At 38.4% G+C, this 21,207-nt stretch carries 16 protein-coding genes and 3 pseudogenes; 17 read left to right on the plus strand and 2 right to left on the minus strand.

Annotated features, from left to right (window positions below; all coding sequences use genetic code 11):
- Nucleotides 1-18 precede the first annotated feature (18 nt).
- The 4 genes and pseudogenes from HBN42_RS04350 (at nucleotide 19) to nrdG (ending at nucleotide 2,252) form a co-directional block, all read left to right on the plus strand.
- Complete coding sequence (locus tag HBN42_RS04350; protein WP_165993853.1) at nucleotides 19-162, plus strand: hypothetical protein; 144 nt, start codon at nucleotides 19-21, stop codon at nucleotides 160-162.
- 29 nt (nucleotides 163-191) lie between these two features.
- Nucleotides 192-1,133, plus strand: coding sequence for a Gfo/Idh/MocA family protein (locus tag HBN42_RS04355; protein WP_165993854.1), 942 nt, complete (start codon nucleotides 192-194; stop codon nucleotides 1,131-1,133).
- Between the two features lie 2 nt (nucleotides 1,134-1,135).
- A pseudogene (locus tag HBN42_RS04360) lies at nucleotides 1,136-1,637 on the plus strand (GNAT family N-acetyltransferase).
- 9 nt (nucleotides 1,638-1,646) lie between these two features.
- On the plus strand, nucleotides 1,647-2,252 hold the full coding sequence (gene nrdG, locus HBN42_RS04365; RefSeq protein WP_165993855.1) for an anaerobic ribonucleoside-triphosphate reductase activating protein: 606 nt from the start codon (nucleotides 1,647-1,649) through the stop codon (nucleotides 2,250-2,252).
- A 270-nt stretch (nucleotides 2,253-2,522) separates the two neighbouring features.
- On the opposite strand, the gene yaaA is transcribed toward nrdG, so the two are convergent.
- The gene (yaaA, locus tag HBN42_RS04370; RefSeq protein WP_165994179.1) at nucleotides 2,523-3,254 is read right to left on the minus strand and encodes a peroxide stress protein YaaA; all 732 of its coding nucleotides are present in this window, start codon (nucleotides 3,252-3,254) and stop codon (nucleotides 2,523-2,525) included.
- A gap of 547 nt (nucleotides 3,255-3,801) precedes the next feature.
- On the opposite strand from yaaA, the gene nrdF reads away from it, so the two are divergent.
- From nrdF to HBN42_RS04390, 4 genes are read left to right on the plus strand one after another with little or no spacing between them, the layout of a single operon-like run.
- Nucleotides 3,802-4,815: a class 1b ribonucleoside-diphosphate reductase subunit beta gene (gene nrdF / locus HBN42_RS04375; protein ID WP_165993856.1), complete on the plus strand. Its 1,014-nt coding sequence runs from the start codon at nucleotides 3,802-3,804 to the stop codon at nucleotides 4,813-4,815.
- Entirely contained in the window at nucleotides 4,796-5,227 is a 432-nt protein-coding gene (gene nrdI, locus HBN42_RS04380; protein WP_165993857.1) for a class Ib ribonucleoside-diphosphate reductase assembly flavoprotein NrdI, read from the plus strand. The genes nrdF and nrdI overlap by 20 nt, the downstream gene beginning before the upstream one ends.
- A complete protein-coding gene (nrdE, locus tag HBN42_RS04385) occupies nucleotides 5,224-7,380 on the plus strand; it encodes a class 1b ribonucleoside-diphosphate reductase subunit alpha (RefSeq protein ID WP_165993858.1) in 2,157 nt (718 codons plus the stop codon). The genes nrdI and nrdE overlap by 4 nt, the downstream gene beginning before the upstream one ends.
- Before the next feature lie 18 nt (nucleotides 7,381-7,398).
- Nucleotides 7,399-7,788, plus strand: a complete 390-nt coding sequence (locus HBN42_RS04390) for a pyridoxamine 5'-phosphate oxidase family protein (RefSeq protein ID WP_165993859.1) — start codon at nucleotides 7,399-7,401, stop codon at nucleotides 7,786-7,788.
- A gap of 100 nt (nucleotides 7,789-7,888) precedes the next feature.
- On the opposite strand, the gene treR is transcribed toward HBN42_RS04390, so the two are convergent.
- Nucleotides 7,889-8,602: a trehalose operon repressor gene (treR, locus tag HBN42_RS04395; protein ID WP_165993860.1), complete on the minus strand. Its 714-nt coding sequence runs from the start codon at nucleotides 8,600-8,602 to the stop codon at nucleotides 7,889-7,891.
- A gap of 219 nt (nucleotides 8,603-8,821) precedes the next feature.
- On the opposite strand from treR, the pseudogene treP reads away from it, so the two are divergent.
- The 9 genes and pseudogenes from treP to HBN42_RS04435 all read left to right on the plus strand — a co-directional run.
- Nucleotides 8,822-10,322, plus strand: a pseudogene (treP, locus tag HBN42_RS04400) (PTS system trehalose-specific EIIBC component); the annotation flags it as partial.
- 104 nt (nucleotides 10,323-10,426) lie between these two features.
- Nucleotides 10,427-10,879 (plus strand): annotated as a pseudogene (locus HBN42_RS10305) (PTS sugar transporter subunit IIA); the annotation flags it as partial.
- Nucleotides 10,880-10,945: 66 nt separating this feature from the next.
- Entirely contained in the window at nucleotides 10,946-12,571 is a 1,626-nt protein-coding gene (treC, locus tag HBN42_RS04405; protein WP_165993862.1) for an alpha,alpha-phosphotrehalase, read from the plus strand.
- A gap of 655 nt (nucleotides 12,572-13,226) precedes the next feature.
- The gene (locus HBN42_RS04410; RefSeq protein ID WP_165993863.1) at nucleotides 13,227-15,266 is read left to right on the plus strand and encodes a BglG family transcription antiterminator; all 2,040 of its coding nucleotides are present in this window, start codon (nucleotides 13,227-13,229) and stop codon (nucleotides 15,264-15,266) included.
- A gap of 4 nt (nucleotides 15,267-15,270) precedes the next feature.
- The gene (locus HBN42_RS04415; protein ID WP_165993864.1) at nucleotides 15,271-15,555 is read left to right on the plus strand and encodes a PTS sugar transporter subunit IIB; all 285 of its coding nucleotides are present in this window, start codon (nucleotides 15,271-15,273) and stop codon (nucleotides 15,553-15,555) included.
- A gap of 12 nt (nucleotides 15,556-15,567) precedes the next feature.
- Nucleotides 15,568-16,908, plus strand: a complete 1,341-nt coding sequence (locus HBN42_RS04420) for a PTS ascorbate transporter subunit IIC (RefSeq protein WP_165993865.1) — start codon at nucleotides 15,568-15,570, stop codon at nucleotides 16,906-16,908.
- A gap of 3 nt (nucleotides 16,909-16,911) precedes the next feature.
- Nucleotides 16,912-17,769, plus strand: a complete 858-nt coding sequence (locus HBN42_RS04425) for a transketolase (protein ID WP_165993866.1) — start codon at nucleotides 16,912-16,914, stop codon at nucleotides 17,767-17,769.
- Nucleotides 17,766-18,695, plus strand: a complete 930-nt coding sequence (locus tag HBN42_RS04430) for a transketolase family protein (RefSeq protein ID WP_165993867.1) — start codon at nucleotides 17,766-17,768, stop codon at nucleotides 18,693-18,695. Before HBN42_RS04425 ends, HBN42_RS04430 begins: the two co-directional genes overlap by 4 nt.
- 165 nt (nucleotides 18,696-18,860) lie before the next feature.
- A complete protein-coding gene (locus HBN42_RS04435) occupies nucleotides 18,861-20,756 on the plus strand; it encodes a M13 family metallopeptidase (RefSeq protein ID WP_165993868.1) in 1,896 nt (631 codons plus the stop codon).
- Nucleotides 20,757-21,207 lie beyond the last annotated feature (451 nt).

Consider the following 21,207-nt stretch of genomic DNA (forward strand, 5'->3'; position numbering starts at 1 on the left):
GATAAAAAAGGAAGAGTAATGGGAAAATACCAACTAGATTATAAGGGAATGCAAGCAGTAGAAAAGTTTCACGAGAAACATTCCACGAAAAAAACAGATAAGAAAACAAAAGTTCAAGCGCTGAAAAGACAATTTTTGGAGAAAACCAAAAAGAGTAAGTAAGAATTAGAGTCATTGAAGGAGGGGTTATCATGCTGAAAATAGGTATTGTGGGTTTAGGTGATATTTCTCAGAAAGCTTACCTCCCTTATATGAGACAATTAAAAGATATAGAATGGCATCTTTTTACCAGAAATGAGAGGGTTAGGAGAGAAGTTGGCCAATTGTTTGGTAAATCTTATCTTTACACTGATGTAAAGGACTTATCTCAAGCTAACTTAGATGGTGTTTTTATACATGTTGCTACCAAGGTACACTTTGAGATGGCTCAATTGTTTTTAAAAGAAGGTATACCAGTCTATATGGATAAACCTTTGACAGAGGACTTTGAAAGTACAGTCAAGCTCTATCGACTAGCTAAAGCTAATGGAACTTTTCTGATGGCTGGCTTTAATAGACGCTTTGCTCCTCGTGTAAAGGAGTTGTCAACTGTGTCAAGCAAACGTAAAGTGAGAGTGGAGAAAAATGATGTCAATAGACCTGGAGTATTGACTTTTAAGCTATTTGATTTCTTTATTCATCCTCTTGATACTGCTCTATTTTTAAGTGGTGAAGAACCTTTGAGGGGAAGTTTTCAATATCACGTGGAGTCAGAGCTTTTGAGTCAGGTATCTGTAGAGTTGACAACAGCTTTTTCAATGATTAGTATTTCAATGAACCTACAATCTGGCAGTCGTCGTGAACTTATGGAAATACAAACAGCTGAGGCAACTTATCAGTTGGAAAATCTAGATGAACTGACTATTTTTAAAGGAAATCATCAAGAGAAAATGTCTTTTGGTTCTTGGGATAGAACCCTATACAAGAGAGGTTTTGAGTCTATAATAGGCGCCTTTATCAGGGCTATTAAAGAGGGTGTAAACCCTGTAAAGCCTGAGACAAGTTTGCTCAGCCATTGGATTTGTCAGCAAATTAGTCAGTCTCCAGAGAGCTATGGTAGCTTAGACCTGAATCTACCTGAAATAGGAGAATAAATATGGAACTGAGAAGACCCCTATTAGAGGACCAAGAGGCCATTTTAGAAATGATGGCAGAGTTTGAAGCCTATCAGTCAGCCCATGATGGTGGTTTCTGGCATAGGGAACATTTTAATTATGAGGATTGGCTGGAAAGAAATTATCAATTGGAGATTGGCTTTAACCTTAAAGATGGTTTGGTACCTTCTATCCAGTTCGTGGGTTTTGATGAGGATAATCTACCTCTGGGATTTTTAAGTTTAAGGCTGACTCTTAATCAAAATCTTCTTGAAAGAGATGGTCATATTGGTTACTCTGTCAGACCGACCCTCTAGACGTGGGCAGGCTCATGCCAAAAACATGTTAAAAGAAGCTCTGCTTATTGCCCGACAAAAAGGGATAAGGGAGGTACTCTTAACCTGTGACGAGGCTAATCTAGCAAGTCGAGCAGTAATTTTGGCCAATAATGGTGTGTATCAAGATACAAGAGGAAATTGCCAACGTTATTGGATAAAGGAGTGATGAGTTTAGATGGGGAAAAAGTGTTGGGATAATCCAAAACCTAAGGAATGGAAGGCTGAAGAGCTAAGCCAGGGACGGATTATTGATTACAAGGCTTTTAATTTTGTTGATGGTGAAGGAGTTAGAAATTCCCTCTATGTTTCTGGCTGTATGTTTCATTGTCAGGGTTGCTATAATGCTGCGACTTGGTCCTTTAATGCGGGTATTCCCTATACCAAAGAACTTGAAGAGCAGATTATGTTAGATTTGGCGCAGCCCTATGTGCAAGGATTAACCCTTTTAGGAGGGGAGCCTTTTTTAAATACAGGGATTCTGATTCCCTTGATTAAACGCATCAGAATGGAATTGCCAGAAAAAGATATCTGGTCGTGGACGGGCTATACTTGGGAAGAAATGATGCAAGAAACAGAAGATAAATTAGAGATGTTAAGTCTCATTGATATTCTGGTGGATGGTCGTTTTGATATTAGTAAGAAAAATCTCATGCTACAGTTCAGAGGTTCTTCTAATCAGCGGATTATTGATGTTCAAAAATCATTAGAAAAAGGTCAAGTTGTTATTTGGGAGAAGTTAAATGATGGAGACCAATCTTATGAGCAAGTTAAAAGAGATTAGTTCAAAAAAACTAGATTTCTCCCTGCTTTAAATCTGATGTGACAGCTTTTCCCCTAATTATCCTCATACTTATCCACAAGTTGTGAATAAGTCGGGTTTTTGTGGATAAAAAAAGAGGAGTTTTCCTAGAAACTCCCATCGTTTAGATCAAATAGTTATTCAGGATTTCATTTTCTAGTTTTAGAAAAGGAAGTCCTTTTTGTTTTCAATGCTGTCAATCTGCCTGAAGTCGCAGTCTTTACCATCTCATTCTTGAAGCAGCAGGTAGTTTCAGGCTTCTTTTTTGATATAGATAAATTTATTGTCAGTTGATTTTTCTGGACAGTAGGCAAAGTCGTTGAATGCTAGTTTTTTTAATTGGTCGACTTCTTCTATCTGTTTTTCCATACAGGCTGTTAGGAAAGCTCCCCTGGCCTTTTTCGAAATGGTCGAATGAGTCTTTAAGATACCATTTTTTTCTTCCATAAATGTGATACTTATCCACAATTGCTCTTTTTCTTTGGAGAAAACTCCCTCGAATTCACTTGATAATAAGGAAATAATAGTATTTTTGTTCTTGAGAAAGGTATCGTAGTCAGGACGCCAAAAGTTTTTTAAGGACAGTTCCTTTATTTTTATCTTTGTTTGAAAATCGAGGCGGTGCTCAGCTATTGGGAAATCAATAGGAATAATGCCATAGAGGGCTGATGTGATAAAGACGTGTTTTCTTAAGTAGTCATAGTATTTTTGTTCTAAGTCTTCACGTTTTATATAGCGATACATGAGGCCGTTAAAGAGTTGATAGGCTGGATAAGTGGGACTTGTAGAAGCGTAAATAGCTTCCAAACGTTCCTTCTCTTTTTGGCTGGCTATGGGACTGAGCTTATAGGCTTTTGCCAATTGGTCCATAGAAAGAGAAAGCATGGCTTCAAGGATAGTCTTACTTTTTTCTGGAATCTGGGGAGAAAAACTTTTCTCAGGAATTTTCATTTCTTTTGCTGTTGGTATTAAAAATGTTAACATACAGCTATTGTAGTAAAGTAAAAGTCTATCTGTCAAGAAAGGTCTCTATCTTCTATTTCAGTTTTTTTGGGGTTTCTGCTTTGCGATTTATAATTTTTAGAAAATTAATTATTTGATGGCTTTTCTTTTTTTGAGCTCCATTTTTTGCTCTTATTTATTTTCCTGTTTTTTCTTCTTTTTTGAAAAGGAGCTCTCAAAATCAACTGTCATGGACTATAAAAATTAAGTGTACCTAAAAAAGTTAATTTTTATTTATTTTACATTTTGCTTAGATACTATATTTAGTATTGTTTTTGGTTGAACACCCCTATATTTTGTGTTATTATTAATTCAAGCCTGTTAAGAAAACAGAAAATCGGAGAAAGTAAATCAAGGGTTCAAACTTTGCTTTACAATAACACAGTTAACAATGGGATCAATGCCTGGAGTTAAGAATAAGCTATCATTAAACTTTTCAAGATGGATGTTTTTCGCAAGAATGCATCTGTTCTTGAGAGGTTTTTTGTATAGAAAAATAAAAAATAATTAGATTCAAATGGAGTGCTTTATGGTTTTAAATTACTATCAAAAGTCTCAATCACCTTTATCTTATGCCCTAGGTAAGGAAAAGGCTAGCATGCGTTCTGTTAATTGGAATGAACTGCAAGATGAAAAAGATTTGGAGGTTTGGAATAGGGTCACTCAGAATTTTTGGCTACCTGAGAAGATTCCTTTATCCAATGATTTGAGCTCATGGAAACAATTAGATCCCAAATGGCAAGAGCTGCTTATTAGAACTTTCACTGGGCTTACCCTCTTAGATACTGTACAGGCTACGGTTGGAGATATTTCTCAGATTGAACATGCACAAACAGATCATGAACAGGTTATCTATGCCAACTTTGCCTTCATGGTGGCTGTTCATGCCAGGTCCTATGGCAGTATTTTTTCTACCCTATGCAGTAGTCAGCAGATTGAGGAAGCTCATGAATGGGTGGTTGAGACAGCTAGCTTACAGGCGCGTGCAAAAAAATTAATTCCCTATTATCAGGGTGATGATCCTCTGAAGTCAAAAGTAGCAGCTGCAATGATGCCGGGCTTTTTGCTATATGGAGGTTTTTATCTACCATTTTATTTGACTGCCCGAGGCATCTTACCTAATACAGCTGATATTATCAGGTTGATTCTTCGTGATAAGGTTATTCATAATTATTACAGTGGTTACAAGTATCAGCAAAAAATTAAATTGCTTCCAAAGGATAAGCAAGAAGAGATGAAAAGCTTTGTTTTTCAATTGTTAGATGAATTAATTGATCTGGAAAAAACATTTTTATATGAGCTTTATGAAGGTTTTGATATTGCTCAGGAGGCCATTTCTTTCAGTATTTATAATGCAGGCAAATTTCTGCAAAACCTAGGCTATGACTCCCCTTTTTCTGAAGAAGAAACCTATGTTTCGCCAGAAATTTTTGCTCAGCTATCAGCTAGGGCAGATGAAACACATGACTTTTTCTCTGGCAATGGATCTTCTTACATCATGGGGCTTAGAGAGGAAACTGAAGATGAAGATTGGGAATTTTAATATTAGTAGTCCATTAGTAGTCTTTTTCTCATCACGTTCCAACAACACCAAGCGTTTTGTTGAAAAATTGTCTTGTCCTAGTTTACAGATTCCACTTGATGGCAGCCCACTTAAGGTGACAGAAAACTATATTTTAATTGTGCCAACTTATGCTGGGGGTAAAGGAGATATAAAAGGAGCAGTTCCAAAGCAGGTTATTCACTTCTTGAATGATAAAAGAAATCGAGGTTTCTGCCAAGGGGTAATAGGTTCTGGCAATACTAATTTTGGAGATACCTTTGCCTTAGCTGGTCAGCTTATTGCTAAGAAGTTGCAGGTTCCCCTCTTACACCAGTTTGAATTACTGGGAACAAAATATGATGTTGACCTTGTCAAAAATTATTTAAAAACGACTGAGAAAGGAAAAGAATGAATCAAAGAAAAAACTATTTGTCCTATAATGCCCTGACTCGCTTTAAAGATAAGAATGGTCATTATCATTTTGGGGCAGATAAAGAAGCCATTAAATGCTATTTAGAAGATGAGATTAAACCCAATACTCTCACCTTTGACAGCTTAGATGAAAAATTGGCCTACCTCAAAAAGCACCATTATTATGATGCTGATTTATTGGAAAGCTATGATATTTCTTTTATCCATAAGATTTTTGAGAAAGCTAAGCAAGATGTCCTACCCTTTCAGACTTTTATGGGGGCCTTGAAATTTTATAATAGCTATGCCTTAAAAACAGATGATAACAAGTATTACTTAGAAGATTTTCAAGATAGGGCTCTTATGAATGCCTTGTTTCTGGCAGGAGGAGAAGAAGAACTGGCTCTTTCCATCTTGGATGATATCTTAAAGCACCGTTTTCAACCAGCTACACCGACCTTTTTAAATGCTGGGAAAAAGAGACGTGGAGAGTTTGTATCTTGTTATTTATTGCGGATTGAAGATAATATGGAATCTATTTCAAGAGCTATCTCAACCAGCTTACAGTTGTCCAAAAGAGGAGGTGGTGTTGCCTTATCATTGACTAATTTACGAGAATTTGGTGCGCCGATCAAGCATATTCAGAATCAGGCCACAGGTATTATTCCAGTTATGAAGCTCCTAGAAGATTCCTTTTCTTATGCCAATCAGTTAGGGCAAAGACAGGGTGCAGGGGCAGTTTATTTGCATGCTCATCATCCGGAAGTTTTGACTTTCTTGGATAGTAAAAGGGAAAATGCGGACGAGAAAATTCGCATTAAATCCTTGTCTCTGGGGCTAGTTATTCCTGATATTACTTTTGAATTAGCAAAGGCTAATAAGGATATGGCTCTTTTTTCTCCTTATGATATTGAGCGGGTCTATGGCAAACCAATGTCAGATATCTCTATCACAGAGGAGTATGATAAGCTTCTTCAGAATCCTAATATCAAAAAAACATATATTAAGGCAAGACAGCTTTTTCAGATGATTGCGGAATTACAGTTTGAATCAGGCTACCCTTATATTTTGTTTGAAGATACGGTCAATCGTAGAAATCCACTCCATAAGGAGGGGAGGATTGTTATGTCTAACCTATGCACGGAGATTGCCCAGGTTAATACAGCTAGTCAATTTAGTGAAGATTTATCTTTTGAAGAGCTGGGACAGGATGTTTGCTGCAATCTGGCTTCAATAAATATTGCGGAAGCTATGTTGGATGGAAGGCATTTTGAAAGTCTGATTACAAATAGCATAAAAGCACTTGATCAGGTGTCACGTTCATCCAATCTGGATTGTGCTCCATCTATCAAAAAAGGCAATAATGCTAATCATGCTCTGGGCTTAGGGGCTATGAATCTCCACGGCTTTCTAGCTACTAATGGGATTTACTATGATTCCAGAGAAGCCATTGACTTTACCAATTGTTTTTTCTATAGTATGGCTTATTATGCCTTTAAAGCTTCTATGAATCTTGCAAAAATACATGGGGCTTTTCAAGCTTTTAGCCAGTCGGCTTATGCAGATGGTTCTTATTTTAAGAAATACACGAAAGAGCTTGTAGAGCCAGAAACGCAGCAGGTAAGGCAACTATTCAAACAGTATGATTTTGCTTTGCCAGATCAAAAAGATTGGCAGGACTTGGTTGCAGACATTAAAAAATATGGCTTAGCCAACTCACATTTACTAGCCGTTGCCCCTACAGGTTCTATTAGTTACCTTTCATCATGTACTCCTAGCTTACAGCCAGTGGTTTCTCCAGTGGAGGTGAGAAAAGAGGGTAAGTTGGGAAGGGTTTATGTGCCAGCCTACCAATTGTCTGAGGAAAATTATAAGTATTATCAAAGGGGAGCCTATGATCTGGGGCCAGAACCAATCATTGATCTTGTTTCAACAGCACAAAAGCATGTTGATCAAGCGATCTCGCTGACACTTTTTATGAAAGAAGAAGCTAGTACCAGGGATTTGAATAGGGCCTACATTCAGGCCTATAGACAAAAATGTGCCTCTATTTATTATGTTCGCGTAAGGCAGGAGGTCTTGGCAGGAAGTGAAAGCTATGCGGATGACGAGCACTTTGATGATAGTAAAAACTGTCAATCTTGTATGATTTAAGTAGAAGGAGGACGTGTTATGATAACAGAAGAAATGAAAGAGCTAATTACTAGAGAATTAGCCGTAGTAGCAACAGTAGACCATTTGGGAAACCCTAATATTGGTCCTAAAAGATCTATGCGTTACTATGATGATAAAACATTGATTTTTAATGAAAATACTGGCGGCCAAACCATGGAAAATATTCAGGATAATGGCAAAATTGAAGTTGCCTTTATAGATCGCCAGGCCCTAAAGGGCTATCGTTTTATGGGAAGAGCAGAGCTCAAAAATTCTGGCCCTATTTACCAAGAAGCAAAGCTTTGGGCACAGGGGAAGATGAATGAACCAAAAGCAGTTGGTATTGTTCATATTGAAAGAATTTTTAACCTGCAATCTGGTGCCAATGCCGGTAAAGAAATTATCTAAGAAGGATTCTCATCAAAAAACTGGGATCTGCATTCTAGCAGTGTCCCAATTTTTTTGTCTTTATTCACTTAGTTTAGGTATTTTTCTCCCAAATGCCTCTTTATTTTGATTTTCGTTTTGCAAAGTCTACAAATTTGAATTTCTCTAGTTTGTGACGGCTTTCTGTAAATTGAAATTGGTTATTGTTGGCCAGATAGACCTTGGACTTAACAGAAACAACATGCTGATCTGAACCCAGGTCTAACAAAATTTTGTCCCGATCATTGATTTGATCAATTGTGATTTCTTTTAAGGCAAAAGCAATGTCTAGGTGCAAGTCTTTTTCCAGGTATTCATAGAGTGATTTTTCGGCAAGTTCTCGACTGATTGTGGGGACTAAACCCTTATCTAGGTAGTCAATATCTAAAACGGAGGCAACCCCGTCCACAAGTCTCTGCCGTGTTATGCGCCAGATGAAGCTATGTACTGGAAAGCCAGTAAATTTAGACATAGCCTGGTCTACGATGAGTTTATCAATGGCAATAACATTGGTTTTAGAGTCCATATTGAAATAAGTAACTAGTTCTTTGTAACTGGTTAACTCAGATATGGGAAATAGAATGTGGTGGTGTTTAATGACTTGTGTTCCACGTCCTTGCATTTTCTTTACCAATCCTGCTTTGGCTAGGAGACTCAAGGCTTTTCTAATAGTGTCTCGGCTGACCTGGTATTCATGACTGAGTTCAATTTCTGTGGGAAGGAAATCGTCTATGGCATATATTTCTTTGGAAATTTTTGCTTCTAAGTCTTTAAAAATATGTTCGTATTTTTTCATCTTATGCTATTCTTTCTAATTTGTCTATTTTAAGACATACAACTGCATTTATTTTACCAAAAATGCTCTCTTTTTCAAGCTAACAACTTGCCTACAAGTTTGCAATCGATTACAATTGTGGTGTAGACTGAATTCTACTTAAGAATTTCAAACTTTTATTTTTTTATTTAATCATGGTCAAATGATTAAAGTGGAGAAAAGGGACCTAGGGGAAGTCAAATGGGAAAATTTGAAAATGATGCTAAGAATCTTCTAACCGCTATTGGTGGAAAAGAAAATATCAAGGCTGTAACACACTGTGCAACACGTATGCGCTTTGTTTTGGTTGACAATAGCAAGGCCAATGTTAAGGAAATTGAAAAAATTCCTGCCGTTAAGGGAACGTTTACTAATGCAGGCCAATTCCAAGTGATTATTGGTAATGATGTGCCAGTATTTTACAGTGATTTTACTGCTGTTTCGGGTATTGAAGGGGTTTCTAAAGAAGCTGCTAAGTCAGCTGCAAAGAGTAACCAGAATCCTATTCAACGTGTGATGACCATGTTGGCAGAGATTTTCACGCCAATTATCCCAGCTATCATTGTTGGCGGTCTTATCCTAGGTTTCCGTAATATTCTTGAGGGTGTTCCATTTGAATTTCTTGGGCAACAAAGTGAAAAAGGGAAACTTCTTTTTGACGCAGCTGGGGATCCTATTTGGAATACCATTGTAAAGGTTTCACCTTTCTGGAATGGTGTTAATAGTTTCTTATGGTTACCAGGTGAAGCGATTTTCCACTTCTTACCAGTAGGTATTACCTGGTCAGTAACACGTAAAATGGGAACAACTCAAATTCTTGGTATCGTTCTTGGTATCTGTTTGGTTTCTCCGCAATTACTTAATGCCTATGCAGTGGCAAGCACTCCTGCTTCAGAAATTGCTAAAAACTGGGTATGGGATTTTGGTTCTTTCACTATCAACCGTATTGGTTATCAAGCACAGGTCATTCCTGCTTTACTAGCTGGTTTGTCACTTTCTTATCTTGAAATTTTCTGGCGAAAACGTATCCCAGAAGTCATTTCAATGATTTTTGTTCCTTTCTTATCATTAGTGCCAGCACTGATTCTGGCGCACACTGTCTTAGGACCTCTAGGTTGGACAATTGGTAAGGGTATTTCCTTTGTTGTTCTTGCAGGTTTAACTGGTCCTGTTAAGTGGTTGTTTGGTGCTATCTTTGGTGCTTTGTATGCCCCACTTGTTATCACTGGGCTTCACCATATGACAAATGCTATTGATACCCAGTTAATTGCTGATACAGCAACACATACAACTGGTCTTTGGCCAATGATTGCTCTTTCTAATATTTCTCAAGGTTCAGCAGTACTTGCCTATTATTTAATGAATCGTCATGATGAACGTGAAGCAGAAGTGTCACTTGCTGCGACAATTTCTGCTTACCTTGGTGTCACAGAACCTGCGCTCTTTGGGGTTAACGTCAAATATATTTACCCATTTGTAGCAGGAATGACGGGTTCTGGTATTGCTGGTTTATTATCAACAACTTTCAATGTTCAAGCCAATGCTATTGGGGTTGGTGGCCTTCCAGGCTTCATGTCTATTAATGCTAAGTATATGATTCCTTTCTTTATCTGTATGGCAGTAGCCATTGCTGTTCCGGTAGCTTTAACTTTCTTCTTCCGTAAGTCACATATTTTAACGAAGACTGAGGATGAAGCAAGAATGGATGATCTTGCTCTTAAAGCGGCTGCAGCTCCAGGAAATCCTATCAATACAGGAGAAACTGTTCAAGCAAGCAGTGCAATGACTAAATCAGCTACTGCTGTTCTCCTAAAAAGTCCTTTAACAGGTCAGGTTAAGCCTTTAAGTGAGGCTCTTGATCCAGTATTTGCTCAAGGGATTATGGGACCAGGGGTGCTTATTCAACCTAGTGAGGGGGAGCTGGTGTCTCCTGTAGATGGTCAGGTAACGGTGCTCTTTCCAACTAAGCATGCGGTAGGCCTTGCTTCAACTGAGGGTCTTGAAATTTTAATGCATGTTGGTATGGATACTGTAAATCTTGAAGGTAAAGGTTTTACTTCGCACGTTAAGCAAGGTGATATGGTCAAGGCTGGTGATAAATTGCTTTCCATTGATATGGAGGCTCTTAAAGCGGCTGGTTATGCAACAGAAACGCCTCTTGTGGTGACCAATCAAGATGCCTATGAAGTAGAGCTTAAGTTCACTCTACCAAGTCAGGTTGCTCGTAATCAAGAGTTAATGACAGCAGTGAAAAAATAATCTGTCCCAATAAAAGATACAGGAACTGACAACAGTTCCTGTATCTATTTTAAGAAAGGTTTAGAGATGACAATAGATAAAAGTAAAGTCCTTTATCAAATTTACCCAAAATCCTATAAGGATACGACGGGTAATGGTGTGGGAGATCTTCGTGGTATTATTGAGAAAATCCCTTATTTAAGTGAATTGGGAATTGATATGGTCTGGCTGAATCCATTCTATCCAAGCCCACAAAGGGATAATGGCTACGATGTTTCAGATTATAAAGCTGTCAATCCTGAGTTTGGGACAATGGCAGATTTTGAAGAACTCATTCGTGTGGGTCAAGAGTATAAGATTGACTTTATGCTGGATATGGTACTCAATCATTGTTCGACAGAACATGAGTGGTTCCAAAAGGCCTTGGCAGGGGACTCGTACTATCAAGATTTCTTTATTTTAAGGGATCAACCGACAGATTGGCTGTCTAAATTTGGAGGGAATGCCTGGGCACCTTTTGGGGATACTGGCAAATACTATCTGCATTTATTTGATGTGACACAAGCAGATTTGAATTGGCGAAATCCAAATGTTCGTGAGGAATTGTTTAAGGTGGTTAATTTCTGGCGTGATAAAGGGGTTAAGGGCTTTCGTTTTGATGTGATTAACCTGATTGGTAAAGACCAAGTCCTTACAGATTGTCCAATCAATGATGGCAAGCCAGCTTATACTGATAGACCCATTACCCATGACTATTTGAAAATGATGAATCAAGCCAGCTTTGGTCAAGATGATTCCTTTATAACGGTTGGCGAAATGTCTTCCACCACCATTGAAAATTGCATTCTTTACACTGCTCCAGAACGTGAAGAGTTGTCCATGGCCTTTAATTTTCATCATCTAAAGGTAGATTACCAGGATGGTCAAAAGTGGACAATCATGGATTTTGACTTTATCGCCCTTCGTGATCTTTTCCATTCTTGGGGTGAAGGCATGAGTGCTGGTAATGGCTGGAATGCTCTGTTTTACAATAACCACGACCAACCCCGAGCCCTAAACCGTTTTGTGGACGTGGAGAACTTCCGAAATGAAGGAGCTACCATGTTAGCAGCTTCCATTCATTTATCTCGTGGCACCCCTTATATTTATATGGGTGAAGAAATTGGCATGCTGGATCCGCAATATCATTCCATGTCAGATTATGTGGATATTGAAAGTTTGAATGCCTATCAAATCATGTTAGATGAAGGTAAGACGCCAGACGAGGCCTTTAGGATCATTCAGGCTAAGTCCCGCGATAATTCACGTACTCCTATGCAATGGGATGCTAGTCAACATGCAGGATTTACTAGTGGCCAACCTTGGTTGAAAGTGGGAAAATCTTACAAAGAGATCAATGTTGAAAATGAGAAGAATGGTAAGATCTTCCCCTTCTATCAAACACTCATTAGACTTAGAAAAGAAATGCCACTGATAGCTGAAGGAAGCTACAAGGCTGCATTTAAAGACAGTGAGCAGGTCTATGCCTTTGAACGGGAATTTGAAGGACAAAAAATGCTTGTTCTCAATAATTTTTATGCTGAGGAGCTTACTATAGAACTTCCTAGGGATTATCAGCATGGACAGCTTTTAATTAGTAATTATGAGGATCAGAGCATTAGCGACTCCCTGATTTTAAAAGCTTACCAAAGTATAGCTATTTTAGCCCGCTAATATGAGACAAACTAGGAGATCTCCTAGACTTAGAACGTAGACAAAGTCTATTTACCTAGATCAATAGGCTAAGAAGCTTCTTCAGGCTATCAATAGATTTCCGATTTCTGCGAACAACCGCGAGCTTATTAAGGTTACCTCCGCTGTACTGAAAGTGTCTAAAATGCCTTTAATATCAACATTTTAGACACTGGGAACTTTCCAGACCTTAGGCTCGAAAGTTAGCTATGGAATTCTTTGGTTTTCTTAAACAGTCACTCCTCTGAATGTTTAACCTGTCCGACAACACCTAAGGAAGCTAGCAAAAAATGACTTTTTCTTCAAACTGAAGTGATGATTTTTTGATCATCACTTTTTAGTTTGCTATTTCCCAAGAAATCTTAGGATAGGCAAGGGGATTAGTGAAGAAAGTAGAGCCTTTAAAGAAGTTGCCTCCTTATGAGAGTGGCTAACAGTAACTTTATTTCAGCTACTAGGGATGTCATTAGAAGCCTTAAGTTGAGGGCTTTTGGGTTTTTTGTCATAATAAGATGGTGGCTGGTCAGATGACAATTGAGCACAAGGCTAGCTGTTTTTTTGCTTTTTGAGATTGGGCTCAATTAGGTCTAGTTAAATGTAACCGTTTTCGATAGAATGAATACAGAAAGGTTAAGTAATGGTTGACAGTAAAGCAGTAGTTATTTTAGTGACCTTAATGACTAATCAGGATTTAACTCTTTATGAGTTGACAGTTAAAACCAAGTTTTCTATTAAAGAAATTAAGGATGAAATTCAATCCCTTAATGACTTTTTACAGGCTAATGATTACCCTAAACTGATCTATTCTGAAAACAGGTATTCCATTCCTGTTCAGGTAAAAGATAATGCTGAGAGCATCTTTGCTCTTTTAAATGAAGGTCAAGTTTATCTTCCACAGAGTGAACGTATCAACCTCATTTACCTTTATACTTTTTGCCGGAGAGAATTTGTCTCCAATAATCATTACCAGGACTTTTTAAAGGTCAGCAAGAACACAACGCTTGCAGATATCAAGGCCTTGAGAAGAAAAATGTCGGAATTTCACTTGGAACTTCGCTATACCAGATCAGTTGGTTACACTTTGGTCGGTGAGGAGCTCCATAAGCACCAAATGGCCTTTGCAACCATTAGTACTCTTTTGAAGTCTTCAGTAGGCCTGTGGGCTTTGGATTATGTTTTAGCAGAATGGTCCTATCCTCTGTCTTATGAACAGTTGGAACAAAAGGTAAGGGATTTTTATCAAACATTTAATATGTCACCCATACTTGATCGTTTGCAAGAATGTTTGTATGGGCTTATATTTATTCTTTGTCGCTATCAAAGGGTTAAGGATCATGTTAGCTGCCAGGCTATTCCCGTTTCTGAGCAATTAGGAGAGTTGACTAAAGTCTTAGTAGCTAATGTGAATGGGCAGCTGGGAGCTGCTCAGATAGTGTCTAAAAATGATGCTGCCTATTTCTCCCTTTTATTGGCTGCTTCCTTTGAAGGAGAAGGTCAGATTGATGACGATTATTTTCAAGACTTAACGATCAGTATTGTTAGTAAGATGCAGGATATTTCGATTTTGAATTTCAAGCAGATGGATCAGCTGACGTCAGACTTAAAACGCCATTTAATTCCTGCTTATTATCGGATGAGATATGGCTTGCCTAATGCCAATGAATATACCCAGCACATCAAGGAAAAATACCCAGAGCTCTTTGATCTTGTTAGACAATCTTTGCAGCCCTTGGCTGAGGACTTAGGCATTGAGATAGCAGATAGTGAGATTTCTTATTTTGTACTTCACTTTGGTGGTTATTTGAACAAGGGAAAACCTAAACAGAAGAAGGCTTTTAAGGCTGTGATTATCTGTCCAAACGGGGTTAGCTCTTCTTTGATTGTCAAGGAAAACCTCAAAGTATTGTTTCCTAAAATAGCCTTTCAGGGAATCTCTAGGGTTGATCAGCTAGCAAAGATGGATCCTAGCTGCTATGATCTGATATTCTCAACCATTGAAATAGCCTCTGAAAAGCCCAGTTATTTGGTACCGATGATTATGACTGAGGAGCAATCTTATCAGCTTGTCACATTAGTTGGTCAGGACTTTCCAGATATTGGCCAAGATTTAGAAACTGAGCAGTTAATGTCAACGATTGGCCAGTATGCAACTGTTAATCAGGAAGAGGAATTACGCTTTGCCTTAAGAAAATTATTAAGACATGAGTTAAAAAGAAAGGATTTACGACCAGTGTTAGATGAACTTATAACGGAACAAACCTATCAGGTAAGTTCTGAGACCTTGGGGTGGAAGGATGCCATTCGTCAAGCGGCTCAGCCCTTATTAGAAAGTGGCCAAATCAAGGAAACTTACCCAGAGGCCATGATTGCAAAGGTGGAGGAATTTGGTCCCTTCATTAATTTAGGAAAGGGGATTGCTATTCCCCATGCTAGACCGGAAGATGGCGTCAATGCAGTTGGCATGTCCATGCTTGTTTTGGAAAAGCCGATTTATTTACTTGATGATCCCAAACAAGAGATTTTTCTTCTTATTTGTATAGCAGCCATTGACAATGAGACGCATCTGAAAGCCTTGTCTCATTTGACTACTATTTTACGAGATAAAAAGCAGGTTCAAGCCTTGTTGGATTCTCGTTCCTATGAGGATATTAAAGAAATCATTAAAGAGGAGGCATAATAATATGTTAAGAATTGGTACAGCCTGTGGTTCAGGTTTAGGCTCAAGCTTTATGGTTCAGATGAATATTGAAGCGATTTTACAAGATTTGGGTGTGACTGAGGTCGAAGTTGAGCACTATGACTTAGGTGGAGCAGATCCTTCTGCGGCAGATGTATGGATTGTTGGCCGTGACTTAGAAGATTCAGCTGGTCATTTAGGAGATGTTCGTATTCTCAATAGTATCATTGATATGGATGAACTAAGAGAGCTTGTGACTACTATCTGTCAGGAAAAAGGGCTCATTTAGGAGGAAAAAGAAATGAAATTCTTAGTTGATATAGCCAGCACACCAGCTATACTGGTTGCTTTAATTGCTATTATTGGTTTACTTCTTCAAAAGAAAGCGACCCCAGATATTGTTAAAGGTGGTATTAAAACCTTTGTTGGTTTTCTTGTGGTATCAGGCGGAGCTGGTATTGTACAAAGTTCTTTAACTCCTTTTGGAACCATGTTTGAGCACGCCTTCCACTTGTCAGGTGTCGTGCCAAACAATGAGGCTATTGTGGCTGTTGCCTTGACAAAATATGGTTCAGCTACAGCTCTGATTATGTTTGCAGGTATGATTTTCAACATTCTCATTGCCCGCTTTACCAAGTTTAAATACATTTTCTTAACAGGTCACCATACCCTTTATATGGCTTGTATGATTGCTGTTATCATGTCTGTGTCTGGTTTTAAATCAGCTCCTCTTATTATTTTTGGAGGCCTTGCTTTAGGCATTATCATGAGTGTTTCACCAGCCTTTGTTCAGAAATTTATGATTCAATTAACTGGTAATGACAAAGTTGCTCTGGGGCATTTTAGCTCTCTTGGTTACTGGTTAAGTGGTACTGTTGGGAGTTTAATTGGTGATAAAGCTAAATCAACAGAAGATATTAAATTTCCTAAGAGTCTCTCCTTCTTACGTGATAGTACAGTAAGTATTACTCTTTCAATGACGATCATCTACTTAATAGTTGCTGTCTTTGCTGGGCCAGCTTGGATTGCTAAGGAATTAAGTAATGGAACCCATGGTCTTGTCTATGCCCTACAATTAGCTGGCCAGTTTGCTGCTGGTGTCTTTGTGATCTTAGCTGGTGTTCGCTTGATTTTAGGTGAAATTGTTCCGGCCTTCAAGGGTATTTCAGAGAAGTTGGTTCCAAATTCAAAACCTGCCTTAGATTGTCCAATTGTTTACCCTTATGCACCAAATGCTGTATTGATTGGTTTTATTTCTAGTTTTGCTGGTGGGCTAGTGAGTATGGCTATCATGATCATGTCTGGTACAACTGTTATTTTACCAGGTGTTGTGCCTCACTTTTTCTGTGGTGCCACAGCAGGTGTTATTGGGAATGCTGCTGGGGGAGTCCGTGGGGCAACTGTGGGTGCCTTCTTACAAGGTGTACTGATTAGTTTCTTGCCAGTCTTCTTAATGCCTGTGTTAGGTGGTCTTGGTTTTGAAGGATCTACCTTCTCAGATGCTGACTTTGGTTTATCAGGAATCATCTTAGGATTCCTTAATAAGATGGGCGGTACGACAGTTATTGCTCTTGGAATTCTTCTTATTTTGGCACTTCTTTTTGGCCTTTCATTTGTCGGGAAATCAAAAAAGGAGGCTTAGGTCATGACTTTAAGTGAAAGAAGTTTAGCAGAGCTGAAAGAATTAGCTTTGGAAATCAGAATCAATACTTTAGAAACTCTAAATAACTTAGGTTTTGGCCATTATGGAGGCAGCTTATCTATAGTAGAAGTTTTGGCAGTTCTTTATGGAAAGGTCATGCCTATGACTCCAGAGCTTTTTGCAGAAAAAGATCGTGATTATTTTGTTCTGTCAAAAGGTCATGCCGGTCCGGCTTTGTATAGCACCCTTTATTTGAAGGGGTTCTTTGATGAAGAGTTTCTACATTCCTTAAATACTAATGGGACAAGACTTCCCTCACATCCTGACCGCAATCTGACCCCAGGTATTGATATGACAACTGGATCGCTTGGTCAAGGGGTTAGTGTAGCGACAGGTATAGCCTACGCTCAAAAAATAGAAGATTCTAGTCATTATACCTATGCCATTGTAGGAGATGGGGAGTTAAATGAAGGCCAGTGTTGGGAAGCCTTTCAATTTGCAGCCCATCAAGACCTAGCTAATCTCTTTGTTTTTGTTGATAATAATAAAAAACAATTAGATGGTTTGACTGCTGAGATTTGTCAAACTGGAGATCTAGAGGCTAAATTTGAAGCCTTTGGTTTTGAAGCCGTCACTGTAGATGGAGGGGATATTGCAGCAATCTATGATGTTATTGTATCTTTGAAAGCTTCAGATAGTAAGAGACCAAAATGTATCCTATTAGATACCATTAAGGGTCAGGGAGTAGAGGCCATTGAAAAAATGGATTCTAACCACCATTTAAGACCGGATCAAGCTCAACTGGAAGTCTTGGAAAATGCTGCTAAGGTTTTAAAAGAAGAAATGGAGGTGAGCAGATGACTAGACAGGTAAAAGAAATGCGTCATGTTTATCGTGATTTCCTAGAAGAGGCTAGCCAAAGCCATCCAGAAATAACTGTTCTAGAAGCTGATTTATCAAGCTCAATGGCAACTAATAAGTTAGCAGAAAAGCTTGGAAAACGTTATGTAAACTTAGGAATCATGGAAGCTGAGATGGTCTGTTTAGCTGCTGGTCTTTCAGTCAAGGGCTATCGACCTTATCTTCATACCTTTGGACCTTTTGCTTCCAGACGTGTTTTTGATCAGTTATTTATTTCCTTGGCCTATGCTCAGTTAGATGCAACTATTATTGGCTCAGATGCAGGGGTTAGTGCAGAAATGAATGGCGGAACCCATATGCCCTTTGAAGAACTTGGTTTAATAAGGCTGATTCCTAAGTCAACGGTCTTTGAAGTCAGTGATGACATTCAATTTCAGGCAATTTTAGAAGAAACTTTGGAAGTGGATGGTCTGAAATATATCCGTACAATCCGTAAGACGCCTAAGCCAATTTATCAAGGTGGAGAAGATTTTTCAGCTGGTTATCGGATCCTTAAAGAAGGAAAACACCTAACTATCCTAAGTTCAGGGATCATGGTGTCAAGTGCTTTAGAAGCAGCAGAACACTTGTTAAAAGAGGGTTATTCTGTCCAGGTTATTGACCTCTTTAGGGTCAAGCCACTTCCTGAAGATTTGGCGGAGCAGCTAAGAGGTAAAAAAATTCTAACAGTGGAAAACCATAATCAAATTGGGGGTATTGGTTCAGCCATATGTGAGCTTTTATCAGCTGAAAAGGATACTGTGGTTAAAAGAATGGGTATTAAAGAAAGTTTTGGTCAGGTTGGAAAGAATGATTACTTGTTAGATACCTATCATCTTAGTCTCAAAGACATTGTTCGTGAAGCTAAAGACTTATGTCAACTGTAAGGCAGTTATTCCCTAGATTATTTTCTAGGGAATTTTTTTGTCTCATTTGGTAAAAAGCAAGTCATATCAAGAGCCTAGTGCATAAGTCGTCATTTTTTGGTACAATATAAGAGATTATAAAAATGAACCTTGTTCAAAAGAAATAAAAAGATTTAAGGAGAAAAAATGGTCGATTATAAGGATAATTTTTATGAGGCTGTTAATGGAGAGTGGGCCAAGACAGCTGTTATACCAGATGATAAGCCAAGAACGGGTGGTTTTTCAGACTTGGCCGATGAGATTGAAGAGCTCATGTTGGAAACAACGGATAAATGGTTAGCTGGAAAAGATCAACCTCAAGATGCTATCTTAGGTAATTTTATTAAGTTCCATCAAATGACGACTGATTATGACAGACGTGAAGAAGTTGGCGTGGCGCCAGTATTACCTTTGATTGAAGAATATAAGAACTTGAACTCTTTTTCAGACTTTGCGTCCAAGATAGCTGAATACGAGCTGGCTGGTAAACCTAATGCCTTTCCTTTTGGCGTGTCACCAGACTTTATGAATGCTCAATTAAATGTCTTATGGGCAGAAGCACCTGGCATGATTTTACCAGATACAACTTATTATGAAGAAGGCAATGACAAAGGTCAGGAGCTCTTAGCCATATGGCGTCAATCACAAGAAGACTTGCTCCCTCACTTTGGATTTTCAGCTGAGGAAATCAAAGATCTTTTGGATAAGGTCATCCAACTTGATAAGAAAGTTGCACAATATGCCTTATCTCGTGAAGAAGCTTCTGAATACGTGAAGCTATATCATCCATACACTTGGGAGGAATTCACCAAGTTCGCACCAGAATTACCTTTGGATGCCATTTTTAAAACCATCTTAGGTCAAATTCCAGATAAGGTCATTGTTCCTGAAGAACGCTTCTGGAAAGATTTTGCAGCTACCTACTATTCAGAAGACAAGTGGGAACTCTTGAAAGCTAACTTAATCTTAGATGCGGCCAATGCTTACAATCCTTATTTGACAGATGAGATTCGTGTGAAATCAGGAGCTTATGGACGTGCACTTTCAGGGACACCACAAGCCATGGACAAGAAAAAAGCAGCCTTTTATCTAGCACAAGGTCCTTTTAACCAAGCCCTTGGACTTTGGTATGCTGGTCAAAAATTCTCTCCAGAAGCTAAGGCAGATGTGGAAGACAAAGTAGCTAAGATGATTGATGTTTACAAGTCTAGACTAGAGACTGCAGATTGGTTAGCGCCAGCTACACGCGAAAAAGCCATTGTCAAACTCAATGTGATTACGCCGCATATTGGCTATCCTGAGAAATTGCCAGAAACCTATGAAAAGAAAATTATTGATCCTGATCTTTCCTTGGTTGAGAATGCTCAAAACTTGGCTAAAATTTCAATTGCCCACGGTTGGAGCAAGTGGAATAAAGCAGTTGATCGTAGTGAATGGCATATGCCTGCTCATATGGTCAATGCCTACTATGATCCCCAACAAAATCAAATCGTCTTCCCAGCTGCTATCTTGCAAGCACCATTTTATTCACTTGAGCAAAGTTCTTCTGCCAACTATGGCGGTATTGGGGCTGTTATTGCCCATGAGGTTTCTCATGCCTTTGATACTAATGGGGCATCATTTGATGAACATGGAAGCTTGAACGATTGGTGGACAGAAGATGACTATGCAGCCTTTAAAGAACGTACAGATAAGGTTGTAGAGCAGTTTGATGGTTTAGATTCTTATGGTGCTAAGGTTAATGGTAAATTGACAGTTTCAGAAAATGTTGCTGACCTTGGTGGTGTTGCCTGTGCCCTTGAAGCAGCTAAAAAGGAAGCTGGTTTTTCAGCACGGGATTTCTTTATCAATTTTGCAACCATTTGGCGCATGAAGGCGCGTGAGGAATTCATGCAAATGATGGCTAATATTGATGTTCATGCTCCGGGAGAATGGCGTACAAATGTTACACTAACAAACTTTGCTGAATTCCATGAAGAATTTGGTATCAGTGAAGCCGACTTTATGTGGCGTGCACCAGAAAATCGTATTATTATCTGGTAAGACGAAAAGAAGCTTAACTGATTTGGTCTTAACTTGACGAAAAGAACTTCTAAAATTAAAATTTCAAAAACCGCATGGAATCAAGACTTTTCCTGCGGTTTTGCAATTTTAGGACTATTGTTTGATTTCAGGACAATTAAAGAAAAGACTATTTGTCAACGCTTTTGGATGCTTATTTTTAGAGAAATCTTAAAAGGTATCCCCAAGGTCTTGAATGGTATTTAAAGAAAAAAACAAGATATAGTAAGGTTTTTCGAGAAAAAGTGTCCTAAAAAGTGATGATGAAGAGACTTACCTGCCCTCTGAGACTAGTTGAAAGAACTGGGTCCTTTTTTAGTTTTTTTGCACTCTAATTTTCCAGAAAATTCTAAAAAGAAAAAATTTTAACAACTTTTAAGTTAAAATCTTGTATTTTAATTCTGTTTGCGTTAAAATGGTGGTAAATTTAATG

The sequence above is a fragment of the Streptococcus catagoni genome (assembly GCF_011421425.1).
In the GTDB taxonomy this organism is placed as follows: Bacteria; Bacillota; Bacilli; order Lactobacillales; family Streptococcaceae; genus Streptococcus; species Streptococcus catagoni.

Excerpts from the sequence above, each read along its gene's own strand:
- HBN42_RS04350 (WP_165993853.1), top strand. The coding sequence starts at position 19 with ATGGGAAAATACCAACTAGATTATAAGGGAATGCAAGCAGTAGAAAAG.
- HBN42_RS04355 (WP_165993854.1), top strand. The coding sequence starts at position 192 with ATGCTGAAAATAGGTATTGTGGGTTTAGGTGATATTTCTCAGAAAGCT.
- nrdG (WP_165993855.1), top strand. The coding sequence starts at position 1,647 with ATGGGGAAAAAGTGTTGGGATAATCCAAAACCTAAGGAATGGAAGGCT.
- yaaA (WP_165994179.1), bottom strand. The coding sequence starts at position 3,254 with ATGTTAACATTTTTAATACCAACAGCAAAAGAAATGAAAATTCCTGAG.
- nrdF (WP_165993856.1), top strand. The coding sequence starts at position 3,802 with ATGGTTTTAAATTACTATCAAAAGTCTCAATCACCTTTATCTTATGCC.
- nrdI (WP_165993857.1), top strand. The coding sequence starts at position 4,796 with ATGAAGATTGGGAATTTTAATATTAGTAGTCCATTAGTAGTCTTTTTC.
- nrdE (WP_165993858.1), top strand. The coding sequence starts at position 5,224 with ATGAATCAAAGAAAAAACTATTTGTCCTATAATGCCCTGACTCGCTTT.
- HBN42_RS04390 (WP_165993859.1), top strand. The coding sequence starts at position 7,399 with ATGATAACAGAAGAAATGAAAGAGCTAATTACTAGAGAATTAGCCGTA.
- treR (WP_165993860.1), bottom strand. The coding sequence starts at position 8,602 with ATGAAAAAATACGAACATATTTTTAAAGACTTAGAAGCAAAAATTTCC.
- treC (WP_165993862.1), top strand. The coding sequence starts at position 10,946 with ATGACAATAGATAAAAGTAAAGTCCTTTATCAAATTTACCCAAAATCC.
- HBN42_RS04410 (WP_165993863.1), top strand. The coding sequence starts at position 13,227 with ATGGTTGACAGTAAAGCAGTAGTTATTTTAGTGACCTTAATGACTAAT.
- HBN42_RS04415 (WP_165993864.1), top strand. The coding sequence starts at position 15,271 with ATGTTAAGAATTGGTACAGCCTGTGGTTCAGGTTTAGGCTCAAGCTTT.
- HBN42_RS04420 (WP_165993865.1), top strand. The coding sequence starts at position 15,568 with ATGAAATTCTTAGTTGATATAGCCAGCACACCAGCTATACTGGTTGCT.
- HBN42_RS04425 (WP_165993866.1), top strand. The coding sequence starts at position 16,912 with ATGACTTTAAGTGAAAGAAGTTTAGCAGAGCTGAAAGAATTAGCTTTG.
- HBN42_RS04430 (WP_165993867.1), top strand. The coding sequence starts at position 17,766 with ATGACTAGACAGGTAAAAGAAATGCGTCATGTTTATCGTGATTTCCTA.
- HBN42_RS04435 (WP_165993868.1), top strand. The coding sequence starts at position 18,861 with ATGGTCGATTATAAGGATAATTTTTATGAGGCTGTTAATGGAGAGTGG.